This window comes from Psychrobacillus sp. NPDC096389, from assembly GCF_044762855.1.
In the GTDB taxonomy this organism is placed as follows: domain Bacteria; phylum Bacillota; class Bacilli; order Bacillales_A; family Planococcaceae; genus Psychrobacillus.
Window position 1 is genome coordinate 1058232 of the sequence record NZ_JBIWFB010000001.1, and the last position, 16330, is coordinate 1074561.

Sequence of the window (16330 nt, forward strand, 5' to 3'; positions counted from 1 at the left end):
GACAAGCTTACTAGTAGTTTGTCTACTGTATAAGAGGGAGGGAATTTTAAGCCAAATATGCATCTCGTTCTACAATGATTGAAGCTAATGCATTTATAAAGAATAAAACCTTCTATATAGAGCAAATTAGACTCGAGGAGGTGATGATCAATGAGTAAAAATAATAATAAGACAATGAATATTCGAACGCAAAATGGATTCGAACTGTATAAAAATCCTACAAATAATCCTGACGAGGAATTTGCAGAGGAATTTGTGGAAATATCTAAAAACAAAGTAACGAAAGAAATTAATAAAAATAAGCCTAAGAAAAGGGATTAAATCAGTATATGAAAGGTGAGTGTCTAAATGCTCGCCTTTTCTCAAAATAAATAGATACATACTAGTTAAATAAATGCTCGCTCCGATCTAAATAACTACTATTTTCATGATGTATTAGGATAAGAGTTATAAAATATTTATTTATAATCGTTTCTTAGGATTCATTTTTATGAATATTATTACTTCTCTTTTTACCTTCATATGTAAAGATGGAATATTATAACTATTGATAGTTTACTAGAGGAGGAGAAGAATGTTCACTTTTGGAGTATTGTTATATAATAAAGAACTTAATAAAGTTATAATTTCTAGTCCCTCGTTGAGGTATTACATATGAAGGTTTTAGATGTCGATTTATTTCAAGAAGGTCTACAGCGAAATATAGCAATGCTAGAAAGATTAAGATATGAAACAGAAGTTATTCTTCGTTCAATCGAAGGACTTGTTCAAATGGATGAAATGCTGAAAGGGGAAGGAGGAAATGCGATTCGCTCCTTTTATGGAGAATGTCATTTGCCATTCCTTCAATTTTTTCAGTTGTTTTCCATTTAATTTAAACAAGTGCTTCACCAAATGGAGGCAGCCCTTTTCTCCCTCGAACCTGATACAGCAGGTTACATACTAGAACAATTTCTAGAGGGTGAACTGGAACAGGGGTTGACGTTCATCGGTCAGCTCACAGCCAGTTTGACGGATCAGACAAACAGTGTGATGGATGAGGTAAGTGACATTATTGGGTTACCACATCTTGATGATAGTGGAGTGCAAGAAGGGGTCCATCATTCAAAAAGGAAACGGGATGATACGATTACACGGCTTTACGAATTTGATGCGAATCAGATGACTGCATTGAATCCGATTGAAATGGATATACATGCGATGGAAAAATGGTTGTCAGATATAGAAGGAGTGTTTATTGGGGGATTAACGGATGTCAATTTCCATCAAAGTGATTGGGCAACTTTAACTTCTCAAAATAGATTGAAGGTAGAGCTGGAGGTACGGCAAGCCAGTCTTAAAAACCTTTCGTATGTGCTTAGTTGGGAAAAGTTACAGTCGATTTATCAAACATTATTGCATTATGCAAAACCAATTACGTTTGGCTTCGGAGGTACTATTAGCAAAGAAAATCCATTTGTTGGTACTGATATGATCACCCTTTCATGTCCAGTACCTGAGGCTGATGACGATCAACAAGAAGATGTAAATCCATTTATGAGGTCGATGAATAGCTTCACAGAAATGGGAAAAGATTTTTGGAATGGACTACAAACTCGAGCTGATAAGTCATTAGATTCGCCATATGATTTTGTAAATTATATAACGCTTGGGGCTACAGATGGAATTTGGTCAGGAGCTAAAGAGAGAGCAGACAAAATGTTCGACTCGAAAACTGATTTTGCTAACTATGCTACATTCGGTTTTAGCGGTATGGTTAAAGAAGCCGTTCTACCAGAAGATGCTTTTTCCAAAGAACATTGGCAAAATAGTTTTGGATTAGCCACAAGTATTTTGGGGGCTGGGAAATTGCTAACATCGCCAACTAAACCTAGTGTAGGAATTCTTGGAGAAACGGAAATTGGTGTAAGTACAAGAAACGTAGGAAAAATAAGCGATTTAAATGAATTAATGGACTTTGATGAAGCAAAAAGATATGCTCAATTTCATGATAAAGTTGCTGTAGGAATGGATAGAGAAGCTCGATTTGCAGCTAGTCGAATGGACACTAATAGTTTTATGAATAGTATACTTCCGATCAAATTAAAAGAGCATAATTTAAGTTACGATCAATTTAGAGATTTACGATTAAAACCATACTACAAGCTAAATGACAGTGAAAGAATGATGATTCAAGATTTTCGAGACTCTGTCCCAAGGCCAGATAATAAAACAACTTTAATAAAAAACATTCATGCTAATGATATTCAAAAATATCTTGATGGAGAGTATATCACTGTTAAAGGTTTTGTGGCAAAAGCTGAAGATAGTTCCCATATACATGATTATTCTCACGTTAGAGAGTCTATGAGATTAGATTACTCTTATTACGATGAATATAAAGAAAAAGTAGTTAAACCTTATCCTGAGGATGGCAATAGTTATGGTTATATTGAATTTAAAGTAAAAAACCCAGAATTGCTTTCTCCTGAAAATTTAGAGATTCCGTATGGCCATAATATGAAAAAACCGTATAGTGGCTGGGAAAGTAACGAGTGGCCATGGACTGGAAATGGGTTTACCGCTTCTAGAAATGGTGATGTTATACCAGAATGGACATCTAAAAAGTTTATTGAATTAGAGGTAGGAGCAAAATTACACAGAGTAGTTGATGGGAAAGATGAGGTTATAGGAATATTTAACGGTAAAGAATTTATTTTAGAAGATTAATGAGGTGAATAGTGTGTTGAGAAAAGGCTTATATGGAATTTATGGTGGAGTCGAGTTTAGTATAACTTTTGATATGGATAATAATTTGAAAATCATGACTGAAAATAAAGAGAAAATAGATGCAACTTTTGAAGATACTTATCAAAATGGAGTATACACTAAGATAGTGAAACCAAACGAAATAGTGGATTGTGTAAGTATTATTCCATTTGGTATTATTAAAGAGGAGAAAGTCCAAATTTTACAAGAAAAAGAAAACGAATATCAAGTTGCCACTGGTTCTTTACTGGTGGGAAGTAAACTAAATCTACCTAGAATAGATAGGGATTCATGGCTTGGGTGGGTATCAAAAAGTGAGGTTATGCTCATTGAAGAGATAACGCCTATTAATTCAGAAGACTTATAATCATTAATTAAAATTAATAACCAGTATTATCATCTAAAAAGTAAGCTAGGCATAATTGATTTTACAAGAAGACACAACTAACCTTGAGTGGCTAAAGCCTCTCAAGGTGTTTTAGTTATATGAGTATTTATAAAGGGAATGAGATAGAACTATAGATTTATACTAATGCTTCTAATCTCCATCGATAAGCCTGTTTTTAATAACAATAAAGGAAAAAAAGTATTTATGGTGAATTTATGCTTTGAAATAATCGAATATTCAAATAAGGGGGATGAAGATTTGTGAGGAAAAAGTGGCCAGTGATGGTAATGGCGTGGATGTTGATAATGAGCATGTTTAGTTTTCAACATGTGGCTCAAGCAGAGGAAGCAATAGAAGTCACATTAAGCGATTCTATTAATAGGATTGTAGAAGAAAAATTAGCTGGAGCAGATGTAAGTATTACGGTAAGAGACCGACATTCAGGAGAAATGATTTATGATTATAATGGTCAAACAGCTGTAAAACCGGCATCTAATATGAAACTGTTAACTACAGCAACAGCTTTAGAAGTTCTTGGCAAGGATTATCGTTTTAATACAAGCCTCTATGTTAATGGTAAGCTGTCGAATGGCGTTTTAAAAGGGGATGTCTATTTAAAAGGACAAGGTGATCCAACACTATCTATCGAGGATCTACAACAGTTTGCAGAAGAGTTAAAAGCAAAGGGGATTCATAAGGTTGATGGACGAATTGTCGGGGATGATAAGTGGTTCGATGATGACTTGTTAACGCCTGGAATATGGGTTGGTGACGAGTCTTATTATTATGCTGCTCCTATTTCAGCCTTAACTACTTCTCCAAACACAGATTACGATTCTGGAACGATTATTGTAGAAGCTATTGGGTCTGTAGTTGGGGAATTACCGTCCATTAAAGTAACGCCGAACATTGGTGATTTACAAATTGTAAATAAAGCACAGACAGTGGCAGCTGGAGAAACTAACACAATAACAATTGAAAGATTGTATCAAACAAATAAGATTGTCATTAGTGGGAATCTTCCAATCGATAAAACTAAAAAAGAATGGGTGACTGTTCAACATCCAACGACCCATACATTAACAATGTTCCAAGCAGTATTAACAGAAGCAGGAATCGAATATACAAAAGATAAAGTATTTCAAGCGGCAACACCAAAGTTCGCTCAACTCGTAGCAACAAAGCATTCAATGCCACTGGAGCAACTATTAATCCCGTATATGAAATTAAGCAATAATGGGATTGCGGATATTTTAGTCAAAACAATGGGAAGAATAATAAATCATCGTGGTAGCACAAAGGATGGATTGAAGGTTTTAGAAGAATACGGTCAATCAATTAACTTAAATATGGCAGACTGGCGTTTTGAAGATGGCTCTGGAATGTCTCATGAAAATAGCGTTTCGAGTTTATTGTTGAGTGAATTGTTATTTAAAGTACAGGGCGAAGATTGGTTTACTACTTATTTGACTAGCTTACCGGTAGCCGGAAATGCAGACAGAATGGTGGGAGGTACTTTAAGAACACGATTAAAAGATCCGCTAACAGCAGGAAAAGTATATGCAAAAACTGGCTCATTAACTGGTGTCAGTACACTAAGCGGTTACTTAGAAGCAAGCAGCGGGCAATCATATATTTTTAGTGTTTTAGTACAAAATAAATCGGGGGCATCCACAGCGATTGATGAAATCGTGAAAGTAATAGCGGAAGAGTTGTAGGGAATAGAGTTTAGAAATAAAAATACCTTTACGTTGAAGCAGGTAGTCACGCAAAATTCAACTTGGAGGTGTTTTTTCTTTTTGTGTTAAAAAAATTTTGTAACTCCAATCGTTTACTGTAGTTGAACTAAAACGATTAGTGTGAAAACACGGAGGCAAAAATTTATTTAGCCTTCGTGTTTTTTTTATAGTACATTGCATTATTTCATAGTTGGATTATCGCTTCTGTTGATTATTTGGTTGTGTGTTATTTCGTTTAGCTTGATTTAGATTATGTTCTTCTGCAAATTCTTCACGCGTATCTTTTCTTGAATTGGGTTCTTTCTTCTTAAAGTTTGGTTTATTTTTCTTTGTCATTGGATCTTCACCTCCTAGAGTTTAATGTGCTCAGTAGTGATGAACTTATTCAAAATGATTCGTTCTTTACAAATATTTAATGGAATTGGAAACTTCCCTTCGAAGAATGTTAAAGTGTTATATGATTCTAAAAAGGAGGTTTAATAATGAAAAAGAATAAAAAAATCACAACGGTAATATTAGTTTTAGTATCCATCATATTGGTTGCTTGTGAAGACATGTCTGATGAGCTAGGTGCTAAACCGAATAACGAATCATCTAATGCAGATTCAACAGAAAATACTTCGGAAATTGCTGAAGATAGTGAAGTAAAGAAGGAAAGTAAAAAGGAAGAATATCTCAAGAAACTAAATGATATGGAAGAAGCAGATAGAAACTTAGTAGCTGGAACCACGATGGTAGAGTTAGAGGAACAAGAGGTGGAGAGATATAAAAAATGGGATGTAGAGTTGAACGAAATATATGGTGTGTTAAAAGAACAGCTTAGTAAAGAACAGATGGATAAATTAAAAGAAGAACAAAGGAACTGGATAAAACATAGGGATAAGGCTGCCAAAGAGGCATCATTAAAGTATGAAGGTGGTTCTATGGAGTCATTAGAATATGTGGCTACGCAAGCAAGTCTCACAAGAGAAAGATGCTATGAGTTAGTTGCAAAGTACATGAAGTGATAGGAATTAAACTAAGTCCCTGTGCAAGGAATTATTCTGAATTGTTCCTTACACAGGGACACTTTATTTTTTATCTAATTGTTTTTAATGCAGTAGACCAAGCTACGACCTCGTTCAACATTGACTGAACGGTTTCTTCATGAAACGGTGCTGGTTTAAAAGTTTTCATTTCTTCAAAATCTGTGAAAAGACTTAGTGCAGGCTGCGTACCCACTGTTGCAACTTTAGGCACCGTTAATATTAAACGTAAGTTGTTCGCTGCTGTAACACCTAGCGTAGAACCATAGCTTACAATTCCTGCTGCTTTATTATTCCACTCCACATATAAATAATCGATTGCATCTTTTAATCCAGACGTAATGGCTTTATTGTACTCAGGTGTTACGAATACAAAACCATCTAGTTCCTTAATTTTTTTAGACCAAATATGTGCTTCTGGTGCTTGGTAATCCTGTGACATAATGGCAGGAATCGGTTCATTAAATTTTGGTAAATTATAATCTTTAATATCTACCACTTCAAATTCCGCATCCGTTCTTTTCTCTGCGATCGATTTTACCCATTGTGCAACCTGTACGTTGACTCTTGAATCTTTAGTGCTACCTGTTATAATACCTATCTTAACCATATTTATTCCTCCTTAAATTGTTTCAATAAAAGGCAAAATTTCAATCTAGGTTTAATTATTTGCCCTATAATTGAATTTTAAGTCATAATAAATAGGATCAACACCAATAGTTCTAAGGATGTGTCGTTTATCCAACACATTTAAGAATTTGTTTAAAAAATAGGAGGGATAACAATGACTCAATCAAAGGTTGATCCCCGAATTCTACGTACCCGTAAATTAATTATGGATGCTTTTATAGAGCTATCAGGTAAAAAAGAATTTAAGGATATTACCGTCAAGGATATTACAGCAGAAGCCATGATAAATCGTGCCACTTTTTATTATCATTTTGAAGACATATACGACTTATTAGACAAATCATTATCAGAAGTATTACTGGTAAAATTAGATTGTGATACATACAAAAATAGCGAATTAAAGGAAGAAGTGTTGATTAGTATTTTCGAAGTCATCACGAATTTCCAAAAATCATTATCCAACCGTTGCCATAGAGGTTACGAAGATACCATCGCTCGTATTATTAGGGAACAGCTTGAATTTATCTTTTATCACATGTTATTAAAACAGCGGCCAACAGATGATGAGCAATCTTTGAGACTTACTGCGGTCATGTTAAGTTGGGGGATTTACGGAGCTTCTGTAGAATGGAGAAGAAGTAATAATAATGTTGAACCAGAGATTTTTATCCAATCAGTAATACCATATATTATTTCTGGGATAAACTAAGTCCCTGTACAAGACAATATTCAGAATTGCGTCTTACACAGGGAAACTTTTTGGGGAAAGGAACTATGCTACTTTATGAATAGATTAGAAGATAATAGGAAAGAAACGAAGTCACTGTCCAAAGTATGGATGGTGCTCCTACTAGGTTCACTCACTGCATTTGGACCATTATCAATGGATATGTATTTACCAGCACTACCAATTGTAGCTGATGATTTACAAACGACAACCTCCTTGGCACAGTTAAGTATAACCGCTTGTTTGCTGGGACTTGCAGTTGGTCAGCTAATATTTGGTCCCTTAAGTGATATTCGAGGGAGACGCAAACCACTTGTGTCTACACTTATTGTTTATGTTATCGCCTCCGTATTATGTGCCCTTAGTACGGATATTTGGCTCTTTATCGTTTTCCGTTTTGTGCAAGGGGTGACAGGAGCGGCAGGTATCGTCATTGCCCGTGCCTCCGCACGTGATTTGTATTCGGGTAAAGATTTAACGAAATTTATCGCATTGCTTGCACTTGTGAATGGTGCCGCACCTATTTTAGCACCGCTTGCCGGTGGGATAGTGCTAAACTTTACCTCATGGAATGCTGTATTTATTATTTTAGGAGTTATCGGTCTTATTATGTTTTTAGGTGTTCTATTCTTTTTGCCCGAGACGCTACCTGTCGAAAAAAGGTCAGAAGGTAGTATATTGGCAGTCGTCAAGACCTTTCGGGGGTTATTAAAGGATCGCCTGTTTATGGGAATTGCATGTACACAAGCACTTATTATGGCAAGTATGTTTGCCTACATTGCAGGCTCACCTTTTATCTTGCAAAACCTTTATAATGTTACGCCTCAACAATTTTCTATGCTTTTTGCACTGAATGGTATTGGGATTATTATTGCAGCGCAAATGACAGGAAGGCTGTCAAATACCATTGGGGAAGTGCAATTACTTTTTAGTGGTGTCCTTTTGTCATTTATAGGTAGTCTTTTACTGCTCGTAGTGATTTTATTTAAATTGCCTTTGTTCGTGATGGCTCTTGCTTTATTTTTAATCGTATCAAGTGTTGGGATGGTTTCTACTTCCTCGTTTTCACTTGGAATGCAAAGGCAGGGCAATTCGGCAGGAAGCGCGTCTGCATTTCTTGGGCTACTTCCGTTTATCGGAGGGGCGATAGTTTCTCCGCTTGTTGGAATAGCAGGCGATCAAACGGCTTGGCCAATGGGAATTATTATTGTTTTATGTAGTGGTATTGCTTTACTGATTTTTATGTTTTTTGTGAGAAAAAATGATTCAAGTATGAATAATATTTGAGCATTCCACTAAATTTACATTTTATGAAATACTGATTAACACAAAAAGGTAGCGATAATGCTACCTTTTTTGTGTTAATCAATATATTTATTTTTTAACTGGTCTGCTCCAATACCACCGACTACCATTAAAACTAAGGGTGCAAAATTTACCATACCTTTAGGCAATCCTTCTAGAATCATAATATTTGTACCAACAAAATAATTTAAACCGAAAATAATTAGTTTTGTTAGTAACATAAATACTCCTAACATAAACACACTATCAAAGAATGTTTTCCATTTTGGATATGCTAATTTCTTACTATCTTGAATTACTTGTTCTTTCAAATTTTTGTCACTCCTCAACATTTCATCTATCGTAATACCGAATAAATCACTTAACTCAATGATAATTTCGATACTTGGATAGTTCTTACCAGTTTCCCATTTTGACACAGATTGGCGACTCACATGAATTTTTTCAGCAAGATCAGTTTGTGACCACCCTCTTTTTTCTCGTTCCTTTTTTAATCGTTCATTAAAAATCATGTTATTATCACCTTTCCTTATTTCCATTATTGAGGGAGTGTATAACTAAAGTAAAGCTAGTTATAGGCGCATCAAGGCGCAACCCCATGTTGACAATGAATAAAACCTTGTCTTATCTATGCTATTTTATCTCTAATGCTGTAAAAGTAAAAAATACTAAATAATAATTATACTATAAGGGAGCTTTACTTAAATTAGGTATTGCACTCTTTCAAGTACGTAGCAGTTTAGCGAAATAAAGGAAAAAGGCAAGGGCTGTGGTTAAAGTGTCTTTAGAGTTGGCAGCCAATGTTGAAAATATTAGAAAATCTCATATAGCAGAATTATTAGTCGAATGGATAATAAGTTGAAGGATTCTTCCAATAGTACAGAACAAAATTTATCTGCTTTTAAATTTGTATATGGGGAAAATAGTCACCTCATAAGGGGATTGGCTCATTGAGTGAAAAACCTTATTTGAGCTTTAATTTAAGGAGGGGGAGTTTTTTAGTTTTGTATAAAGCAAAACTGTACGGAAATAGATGCCTTTCAATGATTCTTTTTTGACAGTAAAATCATTATTCATCCGTTCAAATCGCTAGATCTAAAAGGGAAGGAATCAGTTAAAGCTGATATAAAAACTGTAATCTTTCTACTGAACCTCACGGGTTAAGTCGTGAGGTTCAATAAGTATAACCTTCAACAAACATTAAAATAGTCGTCATAAGTATTATTAACAATATTGCTCCTAGAACAATTAAAGACATCTTTTTTAATAAACTGTTTTCTTCGGACTCGATTTTACATAATGTTGCTGCTAATGCAACCCTCGAAGGACAAGCCATGGTTGCATGGGCAGAGCTTGCATTTTGAATACTAGAAACCAAGTTTAATGGTAATCCAGTTTTTGAAGCAGTTTGAACTTGTAATTGGATAAACATTGCATTGGATCCTGTACTACTTCCTGTAAGGAATCCGCCAATCCCACCGATAAAAGGAGAGATGTATAGGTAGAAAAATCCAAATGTTAATCCTGCAGCATTAGCTATAACAAATGTCATATTTGACGCAGTCATTAGCTGAGAAATGGCTACAAATGTTGTAGTGGAGATTACAAAAGGAACCCACTGTTTTACAGTCGTTTTAAGGGAGTTCCATATAATATTTTTAGAAATTTTAAAAATGAAGATAGTATATAAACAAGTAATAAAAAGCCAAAAACCTGGTGAATAAAATAAAGCCAGTGAAAAAGAAAAAGCAGGGAGATCAATAACAAAATTAGATTCCAAAAAATCTTTAATTGCAGGTACAAGTCTTGTAATAAAGATGGAGATAGTTAGAAATAAATATGGACTCATAACTTTAACAATACTAACACTTTTATCAGTTACTATAGGCGTATAAGTTTCCTCGATAGTTTTATTAGCTGATTTAAATCGAGAAGGACCTTTCATCTTGATTATAAGTAAACCTATACCACTACTTACCAAGGAGCTAAGAACGCCAGCTAACTCTACACTTACAAAAATGTTAAACAGAATCATAGTAAGCGAAAAAGCTATGGAAACAACTAAAGTTTCCTTCCATCTACGTTTTACTGCTTCTCTTCCTCCAGCTAAGTAAATAGCAATTATCAAGAAATAAATAAATATAGGAATACTTATAATAGCCGTACCTATACCCATTTCCTTAAGATCGATATTTCCAATTTGTGCACCAATTACTGTTCCTGTAGATAAGGCTCCCCACGGAACTGCAAGTAAACTGACCAGTCCAATCGAGGCCGCTTTTATAGGAGGAAATCCTAAAGCAATGAGGATTGGCGCTGTAATCATAAAAGCGATTCCAAAACCACTCGTTGATTCTAAAAGTGGGGAGAGTCCAATAACCAATAATATAACTTGTAAAAGATGATCATTTGTTGCACTTGAAATAAAATCGGCAATAGTTTGAATGCCACCAATATTATTAATTAAATGAAAAAAGAGCATTCCAAAGAACAAAACATATGCTGCTATAAATGAAATTAAAAAGCCTTTGAAAGAAGCATGTATAATCTCTTCGAAGACTATATGATATTTAGGATAGACTAATATAATGAACAAGGTTGCAATATAAGAGAGTATACCTGACCTTAAAGATGTTTGTTTAAATATAAATAAAAAGACGAAAATACATACAAATGGTATTAAAGCTATTATTATCTCCACAATTTAAACTCCTTTCAGAAGCTAAGACTATTAAACAACTACAAATGATATTAGTTTTTTTGTATAGGATATATATAGGATAAGGTATCTCTAAGGGATTTAACAGGGATAGTTTTTAGGTAATTCTTAATGTCAGAATTTCTTTTAATATATAAACAGGCCATGTATACGAGTGAATGAAAGGGTAGCCCTGTTGACCCTTAGTAAAAGAAACCTATCATCAATATCTTTAAATTTCTAGCAATTCCGAAAATGCGGTTGTATTAATATACATTATTAGTTATGATTATAATAATTTAATGAATTATTAGGAGAGAGTGCTATGAAAAGAAAAAATATTATTATTATAGGTGCAGCGGGAAGAGATTTTCACAATTTTAATACATATTATCGTAATAATGAAGCATATAATGTTGTTGCTTTTACAGCCACACAAATTCCAGATATCGATGGACGTAAATATCCAAGTGAATTAGCAGGTGAGCTATATCCAGAAGGGATTCATATTTATTCACAAGATCAACTGCCAGAGTTGATAAAAGAATTACAAGTGGATGAATGTGTTTTTGCATATAGTGATATTGGTTATGAAGATCTGATGGGTGTAAGTGCAATTGTGAATGCAGCGGGTGCTAACTTTACATTGTTAGGTCCAAAGTCCACGATGTTAAAAAGCAATAAGCCTGTCATTTCTGTCTGCGCTGTACGCACCGGAACTGGAAAAAGTCAAACATCGAGAAAAATTATTGAGACGCTACTGGAGCATGACTTAAATGTTATTGCAGTGAGACATCCAATGCCTTATGGCGATTTAAACGCACAACGTGTTCAGCGTTTTGCAACAGTGGAAGATCTAGAGAAGCATCATTGCACGATTGAAGAAATGGAAGAATACGAACCACATGTAGCACGTGGTAATATTATTTATGCTGGTGTGGATTACGCAGATATTTTAGCAACGGCAGAAAATGATCCAGACGGCTGTGACGTAATTTTATGGGACGGGGGAAATAATGACTTTTCTTTCTTCGAACCTGATTTAGCAGTTACTGTATTAGACCCACACCGCCCAGGTCATGAGCTTAAATATTATCCTGGTGAAGTATGTTTAAGAACAACGGACGTGGCTATCATTAACAAAGTAGATAGTGCTGCAGAGGAAGCAATTGAAATCGTAGAAAATAATATCAAATTTGCTAATCCAAGTAGTACGATTATTAAAGCTGAATCAAAGATTACTGTCGATCAGCCTGAGAATGTAGTAGGGAAGCGTGTGTTAGTTGTGGAAGATGGTCCAACGTTGACACACGGAGAGATGAAACTTGGTGCAGGTATAGTTGCAGCTGAACGTTTAGGCGCGAAAGAAATCATTGACCCTCGCCCATTTGCAGTAGGTACACTAACTGAAACGTTCAACAAATACCAACATATTGGAAACGTTCTTCCGGCGATGGGATATGGTGAACAACAGTTGAAAGATCTAGAAGAAACAATTAATAATGCTGACTGTGATGCAGTCATTATTGGAACACCAATCGATTTAACTCGCATCATTTCGATCAATAAACCGTCTACACGTGTACATTATGATTTAGATGAAGTAGATGGTCCGAATTTAAGTGATGTATTAAAAGGTTTTATCCGAGAACATAAGCTTGTAAAATAGGCATTCGGTGCCACTCAAACTATTTTAAAAAGACTAGCGACAGATAAGTTGCTAGTCTTTTTAAAATCCCTGCATTCTAAATTTTAATTCTCCGGAGGTATAAGATGATGAAAAAAACGTTATATTTCGGAATAATCGGTAGTGGAAGTATTGTAGAAACCCATATTAGAAGTATTCAAGAGATACCGAATGCGGAAGTCACAGCTATTTTTTCTAGAAATAGGGCAACTGCCGAAAAATGGGCAAATAAATACGACATTCAAGTTTTTAGCGATTATGAGGATTTTCTAAGTAACGATAAATTGGATATTGTCACGATCTTAACGCCGAGTGGGACACATGCGGATTTAGGAATTTTAGCGGCGAAAAATGGGAAGCATGTTGTTGTAGAAAAGCCGATTGATACGTCTTTAAACAAAACAAACGATCTTATTCATGCTTGTAGAGATGCTAATGTTATGTTGAGTTGTATTTTTCAACATAGATTTGATAATGGGATAATAGATATTAAACATGCAATGGATCAGGGAGAATTTGGTCAACTGAATTTTGGCGCAGCACGCACTACTTGGTATCGTTCACAAGAATATTATGATAGTGGTGCATGGCGAGGAACTTGGGAACTTGATGGTGGCGGAGCATTAATGAACCAATCGATCCACTATATTGATCTACTACTTTACTTAATGGGTCCAGTTGAAGAAGTTCATGCGTACTGTGCGACTCGAGCGCATGAAAGAATAGAAGTAGAAGATATCGCTGTCGCATCTTTAAAATTTAAGTCAGGTGCACTCGGACTAATCGAGGGAAACACAGCTGCATATCCAGGATATAGTGCAACTCTAGATATCTTCGGCAATAACGGAAGTGTAATCATTGAAAATGACCAAGTAAAAGAATGGAATTTCAAAAATGGAAATCAATATACAAAACTGTCAAAAGAACTAGCAAAAACAAGTGCTTCATCAAGCAAAATGGCTTCTTATAAGTCCCACAAAAGACAATACGAGGACATTGTACATGCAATTTTGGAGAACAGAGAACCGCTAGTAACAGGGGAAGAAGCAAGAAAATCCCTCGAATTAATTTTAGCGATTTATCAATCCGCCAGAAGTGGAAGTCCTGTAAAGTTATAAAATAAAAATGTAGTGATTTGATCAAAAAATAGTTAGCATCTACTATATAAAGAAGCTACTTGGGCACCCGAAATTGTATCTTCGGGTGCTTTCTTTATGAGTTTGAAAGTATCTTTTCACTTATTATCCAAAAAGATCTTAACCTTATTCGTATTGTTGAAGAAAGACGCCGGACAGACAAACGCAATAAGATTACCGAAAAAGAAAGGTTGGTCGTGATGTCAGTCATGACCAACCTTTCTTAAAATTAATCGGCAATGATATAGCAATAAGACTGTCCAAAGACTTTCGAAAACGAAACAAAACAGGTTTTGAACTTAGAAAATGTTTAGACTTTACTTATTGATCGATTATCTAACCTAAAAAAAACACAAGTTTTTCATAAAAAATAAACATTCTAACAATTCTGAATAAAAAGTAACATATGAAGAGTAAGAAGAAGTAAACGCTTTCTTGAGGAGGGGAGTTATGAAACTAATAAAAAAGCTCTATTCAATCATGGACAATATATTTGAAAATTTCACCCTTTTATCACTTATTTTATTAGTATTCATCGTCACAATGCAAGTCATCACTAGATATTTTTTCAACTTTGTCTTCTTTTGGTCAGAAGAAATCACCTTACTTTTATTAGTATGGTTTGGATTTATGGGAATAGCGATTGGATTTCGTGAATACATCCATTTAGGAATTGATTCATTTACTAATCTCTTTCCGAAAATATTTAATAAAGTGCTAGATAAAGTAATTCTTGCCATTGTCTTTTTATTTGGAATATATCTAGTAGTTCAAGGTTGGCAATTTACAGTTCTAATGTTGGAATCTACTCTTCCCGCAACAAAACTACCAAGCAGTATTACATATATTGTCATGCCAATAACGGGACTCATGATTTGTTTATATGCACTGCTACAACTATTTAATATCGATACAGCCAAGTATAAAGACATAGAGGAGGGACATTAGCATGACCAGTACTAGCATTGCAGTAACCATTTTACTCGTAAGTTTTGTTGTTTTAATCATGCTACGTTTTCCGATAGCTTTAACACTTGTTATATCATCCCTGCTAACGATCATTTTTTTAGATATCCCGTTACCTATTATTGGACAACAGATGGTTCAAGGTGTGAATTCTTTTTCACTTCTCGCAATACCATTTTTTATCCTAACTGGTCAAATAATGAGTACAGGTGGTCTTGCTAATCGGATTGTAAATCTGGCAATTCTGTTAGTTGGTCGAATCCGGGGAGGTTTGGCCATGGTAAATAGTGTAGCCTCCCTGTTTTTTGGTAATATTTCTGGCTCTGCTGTAGCCGATGTTTCATCTGTTGGTTCGGTGATGATTCCAATGATGAAAAAGAATGGTTATGAAGCAGATTATGCGGTGGGAGTTACGATTGCATCTGCTATACAAGGAGTTGTAGTACCACCAAGTCATAATCTTGTTTTATATTCTTTAGCAGCAGGCGGCGTCTCCATTGCTAGTCTCTTTATGGCTGGTATCGTTCCAGGTGTCATTATGTTAGTAGCACTATGTATTACAGGTTATATAATTGCAAGAAAAAGAGGTTATGAAAAGGCAGCTCCCGTCCCAAAATCACAAATTGCAACTACTCTTTTACATGGAGTGTTATCCCTAAGTCCAGCAGTCATTATATTGGGTGGCATTATGAGTGGGATTTTTACAGCAACTGAATCAGGGGCATTAGCTTGTTTATATTCTTTTATTCTCGCATTCGTAATTTATAGAGAAGCACCGCTATCAAGTATTTGGCCGATATTAAAACGTACTTTGAAAACAGTTTCAATGGTTTTCTTCCTAATCGCTGCTTCTGCTGCATTTGGTTGGGTATTGGCATACTTACAAATTCCATCTATGATGACTAGCTTACTGTTAAGCATTTCGGATAATCCGCTTATTATACTATTGATTATTAATATATTATTGCTTCTCCTAGGGGCACCAATGGATATGGCACCAATGATTTTAATCATGACACCAATTCTTCTTCCAGTTGTCACAAGCTTTGGCATGGATCCGGTACACTTTGGGATTGTGCTTATATTAAATGCTGGAATAGGCTTACTGACCCCACCTGTAGGAACCGTTTTATTCGTCGGGTGTGCCATAGGAAAGATTTCCATTGCACAAGGTACGAAAGCAATGATGCCATTTTTCTATGCTTTATTAGTAGTTCTGTTAATTATCACCTATATCCCTGAGGTAGTGATGTGGCTTCCAAATTTGATGGCTGACTAACT

14 protein-coding genes and 1 pseudogene are annotated in these 16330 nt (G+C 35.1%); 11 read left to right on the top strand and 4 right to left on the bottom strand.

What is annotated here, in order from left to right:
• The first annotated feature begins 150 nt into the window (after window positions 1-150).
• The 4 genes and pseudogenes from ACIQ38_RS04975 to dacB all read left to right on the top strand — a co-directional run bounded on the left by ACIQ38_RS04975 (window position 151) and on the right by dacB (window position 4854).
• Complete coding sequence (locus tag ACIQ38_RS04975) at window positions 151-321, top strand: hypothetical protein (protein ID WP_402818829.1); 171 nt, start codon at window positions 151-153, stop codon at window positions 319-321.
• 333 nt (window positions 322-654) lie between these two features.
• Window positions 655-2709 (top strand): annotated as a pseudogene (locus ACIQ38_RS04980) (ribonuclease YeeF family protein).
• 13 nt (window positions 2710-2722) lie between these two features.
• Window positions 2723-3115, top strand: a complete 393-nt coding sequence (locus tag ACIQ38_RS04985) for a hypothetical protein (protein ID WP_402818832.1) — start codon at window positions 2723-2725, stop codon at window positions 3113-3115.
• Window positions 3116-3396: 281 nt separating this feature from the next.
• Entirely contained in the window at window positions 3397-4854 is a 1458-nt protein-coding gene (dacB, locus tag ACIQ38_RS04990) for a D-alanyl-D-alanine carboxypeptidase/D-alanyl-D-alanine endopeptidase (RefSeq protein WP_402818835.1), read from the top strand.
• A 216-nt stretch (window positions 4855-5070) separates the two neighbouring features.
• Here the strand turns inward: dacB and ACIQ38_RS04995 are convergent, their stop codons facing one another.
• Entirely contained in the window at window positions 5071-5211 is a 141-nt protein-coding gene (locus tag ACIQ38_RS04995) for a hypothetical protein (RefSeq protein ID WP_402818838.1), read from the bottom strand.
• 146 nt (window positions 5212-5357) lie between these two features.
• Between ACIQ38_RS04995 and ACIQ38_RS05000 the strand changes: the two genes are divergently transcribed.
• Window positions 5358-5882 (top strand): lysozyme inhibitor LprI family protein, encoded by a 525-nt coding sequence (locus ACIQ38_RS05000; RefSeq protein WP_402818841.1) that lies wholly within the window; start codon window positions 5358-5360, stop codon window positions 5880-5882.
• 70 nt (window positions 5883-5952) lie between these two features.
• On the opposite strand, the gene ACIQ38_RS05005 is transcribed toward ACIQ38_RS05000, so the two are convergent.
• Window positions 5953-6510 (bottom strand): NADPH-dependent FMN reductase, encoded by a 558-nt coding sequence (locus tag ACIQ38_RS05005; RefSeq protein ID WP_402818844.1) that lies wholly within the window; start codon window positions 6508-6510, stop codon window positions 5953-5955.
• Window positions 6511-6684: 174 nt separating this feature from the next.
• On the opposite strand from ACIQ38_RS05005, the gene ACIQ38_RS05010 reads away from it, so the two are divergent.
• A complete protein-coding gene (locus ACIQ38_RS05010) occupies window positions 6685-7239 on the top strand; it encodes a TetR family transcriptional regulator (protein WP_402818847.1) in 555 nt (184 codons plus the stop codon).
• Between the two features lie 75 nt (window positions 7240-7314).
• Window positions 7315-8544 carry a multidrug effflux MFS transporter gene (locus ACIQ38_RS05015; protein ID WP_402818849.1) on the top strand — a complete coding sequence of 410 codons (1230 nt, stop codon included), beginning with the start codon at window positions 7315-7317 and terminating at the stop codon, window positions 8542-8544.
• A gap of 74 nt (window positions 8545-8618) precedes the next feature.
• Here the strand turns inward: ACIQ38_RS05015 and ACIQ38_RS05020 are convergent, their stop codons facing one another.
• Window positions 8619-9074, bottom strand: coding sequence for a helix-turn-helix domain-containing protein (locus tag ACIQ38_RS05020; protein WP_402818853.1), 456 nt, complete (start codon window positions 9072-9074; stop codon window positions 8619-8621).
• Between the two features lie 662 nt (window positions 9075-9736).
• A complete protein-coding gene (locus ACIQ38_RS05025) occupies window positions 9737-11263 on the bottom strand; it encodes an L-lactate permease (RefSeq protein WP_402818855.1) in 1527 nt (508 codons plus the stop codon).
• A 322-nt stretch (window positions 11264-11585) separates the two neighbouring features.
• On the opposite strand from ACIQ38_RS05025, the gene ACIQ38_RS05030 reads away from it, so the two are divergent.
• The 4 genes from ACIQ38_RS05030 to ACIQ38_RS05045 all read left to right on the top strand — a co-directional run bounded on the left by ACIQ38_RS05030 (window position 11586) and on the right by ACIQ38_RS05045 (window position 16328).
• Window positions 11586-12929, top strand: coding sequence for a cyclic 2,3-diphosphoglycerate synthase (locus tag ACIQ38_RS05030; RefSeq protein ID WP_402818858.1), 1344 nt, complete (start codon window positions 11586-11588; stop codon window positions 12927-12929).
• Between the two features lie 104 nt (window positions 12930-13033).
• Window positions 13034-14065, top strand: coding sequence for a Gfo/Idh/MocA family protein (locus ACIQ38_RS05035; protein ID WP_402818862.1), 1032 nt, complete (start codon window positions 13034-13036; stop codon window positions 14063-14065).
• Window positions 14066-14533: 468 nt separating this feature from the next.
• A complete protein-coding gene (locus ACIQ38_RS05040; RefSeq protein ID WP_402818864.1) occupies window positions 14534-15031 on the top strand; it encodes a TRAP transporter small permease in 498 nt (165 codons plus the stop codon).
• A 1-nt stretch (window position 15032) separates the two neighbouring features.
• Window positions 15033-16328, top strand: coding sequence for a TRAP transporter large permease (locus ACIQ38_RS05045; RefSeq protein WP_402818868.1), 1296 nt, complete (start codon window positions 15033-15035; stop codon window positions 16326-16328).
• The last annotated feature ends 2 nt before the right edge of the window (window positions 16329-16330 follow it).

Coding starts and splice junctions, on each gene's coding strand:
- ACIQ38_RS04975 (WP_402818829.1), top strand. CDS start 151: ATGAGTAAAAATAATAATAAGACAATGAATATTCGAACGCAAAATGGA.
- ACIQ38_RS04995 (WP_402818838.1), bottom strand. CDS start 5,211: ATGACAAAGAAAAATAAACCAAACTTTAAGAAGAAAGAACCCAATTCA.
- ACIQ38_RS05000 (WP_402818841.1), top strand. CDS start 5,358: ATGAAAAAGAATAAAAAAATCACAACGGTAATATTAGTTTTAGTATCC.
- ACIQ38_RS05005 (WP_402818844.1), bottom strand. CDS start 6,510: ATGGTTAAGATAGGTATTATAACAGGTAGCACTAAAGATTCAAGAGTC.
- ACIQ38_RS05010 (WP_402818847.1), top strand. CDS start 6,685: ATGACTCAATCAAAGGTTGATCCCCGAATTCTACGTACCCGTAAATTA.
- ACIQ38_RS05015 (WP_402818849.1), top strand. CDS start 7,315: ATGAATAGATTAGAAGATAATAGGAAAGAAACGAAGTCACTGTCCAAA.
- ACIQ38_RS05020 (WP_402818853.1), bottom strand. CDS start 9,074: ATGATTTTTAATGAACGATTAAAAAAGGAACGAGAAAAAAGAGGGTGG.
- ACIQ38_RS05030 (WP_402818858.1), top strand. CDS start 11,586: ATGAAAAGAAAAAATATTATTATTATAGGTGCAGCGGGAAGAGATTTT.
- ACIQ38_RS05035 (WP_402818862.1), top strand. CDS start 13,034: ATGATGAAAAAAACGTTATATTTCGGAATAATCGGTAGTGGAAGTATT.
- ACIQ38_RS05040 (WP_402818864.1), top strand. CDS start 14,534: ATGAAACTAATAAAAAAGCTCTATTCAATCATGGACAATATATTTGAA.
- ACIQ38_RS05045 (WP_402818868.1), top strand. CDS start 15,033: ATGACCAGTACTAGCATTGCAGTAACCATTTTACTCGTAAGTTTTGTT.